Origin of the sequence: Burkholderia sp. Tr-20355 (genome assembly GCF_017104685.1) — a bacterium.
In the GTDB taxonomy this organism is placed as follows: domain Bacteria; phylum Pseudomonadota; class Gammaproteobacteria; order Burkholderiales; family Burkholderiaceae; genus Burkholderia; species Burkholderia seminalis.
On the sequence record NZ_JAAGPK010000310.1, the window covers coordinates 1 to 3,597 of the forward strand.

At 67.5% G+C, this 3,597-nt stretch carries 2 protein-coding genes; both read left to right on the forward strand.

The genetic code is table 11. The features are described 5' to 3' along the window. On the forward strand, window positions 1-911 hold a 911-nt coding region (locus G3N62_RS34675), incomplete at its 5' end, for a DNA polymerase Y family protein (protein ID WP_206141501.1). 6 nt (window positions 912-917) lie between these two features. Next, on the forward strand, window positions 918-3,597 hold a 2,680-nt coding region (locus G3N62_RS34680), incomplete at its 3' end, for an error-prone DNA polymerase (RefSeq protein ID WP_206141502.1).

A 3,597-nucleotide genomic window follows, 5' to 3' on the forward strand; every position in this document is an offset into this window, starting at 1 on the left:
TCGGCTGCCGCACGCTCGCCGATCTGCGCGGTCTTCCGCGTGCGGGGTTGCAGCGTCGCTGCGGCCCCGCGCTGCTGGCCGCGCTCGATCGTGCGTACGGCGACGCGGTCGAGCCGCTCGCGTGGATGGCGGTGCCGCCGGTGTTCGACGTGCGGCTCGAATTGCCGGAGCGCGTCGAATACGCGGAAGCCGTGCTGTTCGCCGCGCGGCGGCTCGTCGTGCAGCTGTGCGGCTGGCTGGCCGCGCGGCAACTGTCGCTGGCCGCGATGACGTTCGATCTCGAGCACGAGCGCGGCCGCCAGGCCGTGCCGCCGACGCCGCTCGAACTCGCGTTCGCCGCACCCGTGCGCGACGAAGCGCACTTCATGCGGCTGCTCGGCGAGCGGCTCGCGCGCGTCGAGTTGCCGGCCGCGGTGATCGCGGTGCGTCTGAAGGCCACGCGCGTCGAGTCGGTCGCGCCGCCGGCCGACGATCTTTTTCCCGAACCGGGCGGTACGCGGGAAACCCGCGAGCGGCTGCTCGAGCTGCTGGTCGCGCGGCTCGGTGCGGAGAACGTGCTGCGCGCGGCGCCCGTCGCCGATCACCGGCCCGAGGCCGCGAACCGCTGGCTGCCGCTCGATGTGCAGGCGGGCAAGCCGGCCGGCGGGCCGCCGGCGGTGCCGCCGAGGCCCGCGTGGCTGCTCGCCGAGCCGCTGCCGTTGCTGGTGCGCGAGAACCGGCCGGTATTCCATACGCCGCTGAGAATGATGTCGTCGGTGGAGCGGATCGAGGCCGGCTGGTTCGACGGTCAGTTCTCCGCGCGCGATTACCACGTCGCGCAGGACGAAGCCGGTGCGTGCTACTGGGTGTTCAAGGAGCGGGCGGGGAGCGAGGCCGAGCCGCGCTGGTTCCTGCACGGCTTGTTCGGGTGAACGGAGATGGTTGCGGATTTCAGTGGGTTGCCCGATTACGCGGAGTTGTTCTGCCGCTCGAACTTTTCGTTTCTGCATGGCGCGTCGCATGCGGAAGAACTGGTCGAGCGTGCGGCGGAACTCGGCTATCGCGGGATCGCGATCACCGACGAGTGCTCGCTCGCCGGCGCGCCGCGCATGCATGTCGCCGCGCAAGCGAAAGGGCTGCCGCTCGTCATCGGTTCGTACTTCGACGTCACGCCGGACGACGTCGCGCCCGGTCACGATCCGGGCCCCGGTGCGTTCGGGCTCGTGTTGCTCGCGCAGAACCGCGAGGGGTACGGCAATCTTTCGGAGCTGATTTCGTGGCGGCGGATGGCGTCGCCGAAGGGGACTTACACGCTGACGTCGCGGATGCTGTCGGCGCCGCCTGCGGAGTTTGCCCATTTGCGCGGGATGCCCGACTGCTTCGCGATTCTCGTACCCCTGTATCCGGTACGCGCGGACGTGCTCGATGTGCAGGTCGCGTGGTTTCGCGTGACGTTCGGCGCGCGCGCGCGGCTCGGGCTCGTGCAGTTGCAGCGTGCGCTGGACGGCGCGCAGCGCGACGAGATTCGCGAGGCGGGCGAGCGGCGGGGCGTGCGTATCGTCGCGCTGGGCGACGTGACGATGCACCGGCGCTCGTGCAAGGCATTGCAGGACGTGATGACGGCGATTCGCGTCGGGATGCCGGTGTCGGAATGCGGCTATGCGCTGGCGCCGAATGCGGAACAGCATTTGCGTTCGCGCGGGCGGATCGCGAAGCTGTTTTCGCCGGACGAGATCGCGGAGACATGCGCGATGCTCGATGCGTGCGATTTCGAACTCGATTCGCTGCGCTACGAATATCCGGACGAGATCGTGCCTGAAGGTCATACGCCGACGAGTTATCTGGAGCAGGAAACCCGGGCGGGCGCGCGTCGCCGCTATGCCGGGGAGCCGCCGGAGCATGTCCGGGAACGGATCGACTACGAGTTGGCGTTGATCGCGACACTGAGTTACGAGCCGTTCTTCCTGACTGTCTACGACATCGTCAAGTTTGCACGTAGCCAGAACATCCTGTGCCAGGGGCGTGGTTCCGCGGCGAACTCGGTTGTTTGCTATTGCCTCGCGATCACCGAAGTCAGTCCCGATCAGAGCACGATGCTGTTCGAGCGTTTCATCAGCGCGGAGCGCGGCGAGCCGCCCGACATCGACGTCGATTTCGAGCATCAGCGCCGCGAGGAAGTCATTCAGCATATCTATCGGAAATACGGCGAGAATCGCGCCGCGCTCGCGGCAGCCGTGTCGACCTATCGCCCGCGCGGCGTGCTGCGCGAAACCGGCAAGGCACTCGGCATCGATCCGATGCTGGTCGATCGCGTCGCGAAGGGGCATCGCTGGTTCGACGGCAGCCGCGACCTGTTGCAGCAATTCGCGACGACCGGACTCGATCCCGAAACGCCGCTGATTCGCACATGGGCCGAACTGGCGGGGCGATTGCTCAACTTTCCGCGTCACCTGTCGCAGCATTCGGGCGGTTTCGTGATCAGCCGCGGCAAGCTCACGCGGCTCGTGCCGGTCGAGAACGCGGCGATGGACGGGCGGCGCGTGATTCAGTGGGACAAGGACGATCTCGAATCGCTCAAGCTGATGAAGGTCGACGTGCTCGCGCTCGGCATGCTGTCGGCGTTGCATCGGGCGTTCGACCTGCGCACCGCATGGCGCGGGCCGGCGGAGGACGGCGAGCCGTTCACGCTGAAACACATTCCGCCGGACGATAAGGAAACCTACGACATGATCTGCCGCGCCGACACGGTCGGCGTGTTCCAGATCGAATCGCGCGCGCAGATGTCGATGCTGCCGCGTTTGCGACCGCGTGATTACTACGATCTGGTGGTTGAGGTCTCCATCGTGCGACCAGGGCCGATCCAGGGCGGCGCCGTCCATCCCTACCTCAAGCGGCGCAAGATCAAGGCGGGGGAGGAAAAAGGGGAAATTACCTATCCGAGCGACGCGCTCAAGGAGGTGCTCGAACGCACGCTCGGTATTCCAATCTTCCAGGAACAGGTGATGCAGATCGCGATCGTTGCGGCGGGTTTTACACCCGGCGAAGCCGATCGACTGCGTCGTGCGATGGCCGCGTGGAAGCGCAGGGGCGATCTCGGCCCCTACCACGACAAGATCGTCCAGGGCATGCTCGCGCGCGGCTACACACGCGAATTCGCCGAGCAGATCTTCGAGCAGATCAAGGGCTTCGGCGAATACGGCTTCCCCGAAAGCCACGCCGCCAGCTTCGCGAAACTGGCGTACGCGAGCAGCTGGCTCAAATGCCACGAACCGGCGATCTTTCTCGCCGCGCTGCTGAACAGTCAGCCGATGGGGTTCTATCCGCCGTCGCAACTCGTGCAGGATGCCAAACGCCATGGCGTGCAGGTTCTGCCGATCGACGTGACGCAAAGCAACTGGGAGGCGTCGCTCGAAGCGCTCCCCGGCCAGCTGCCGCCGCACGGCCAGCCGGCCGTGCGGCTCGGCCTGTCGCTCGTGCGCGGCCTTGGCGAAGCCGCCGCGCGCCGGATCGAAGCCGCGCGCGCCGCCGGCCCGATCGACAACGTCGATACGCTCGCGCGCCGCGCGCAGCTCGAACGCCGCGACCTCGAAGCGCCCGAGCTGCGCGCGGCGCGCGAGC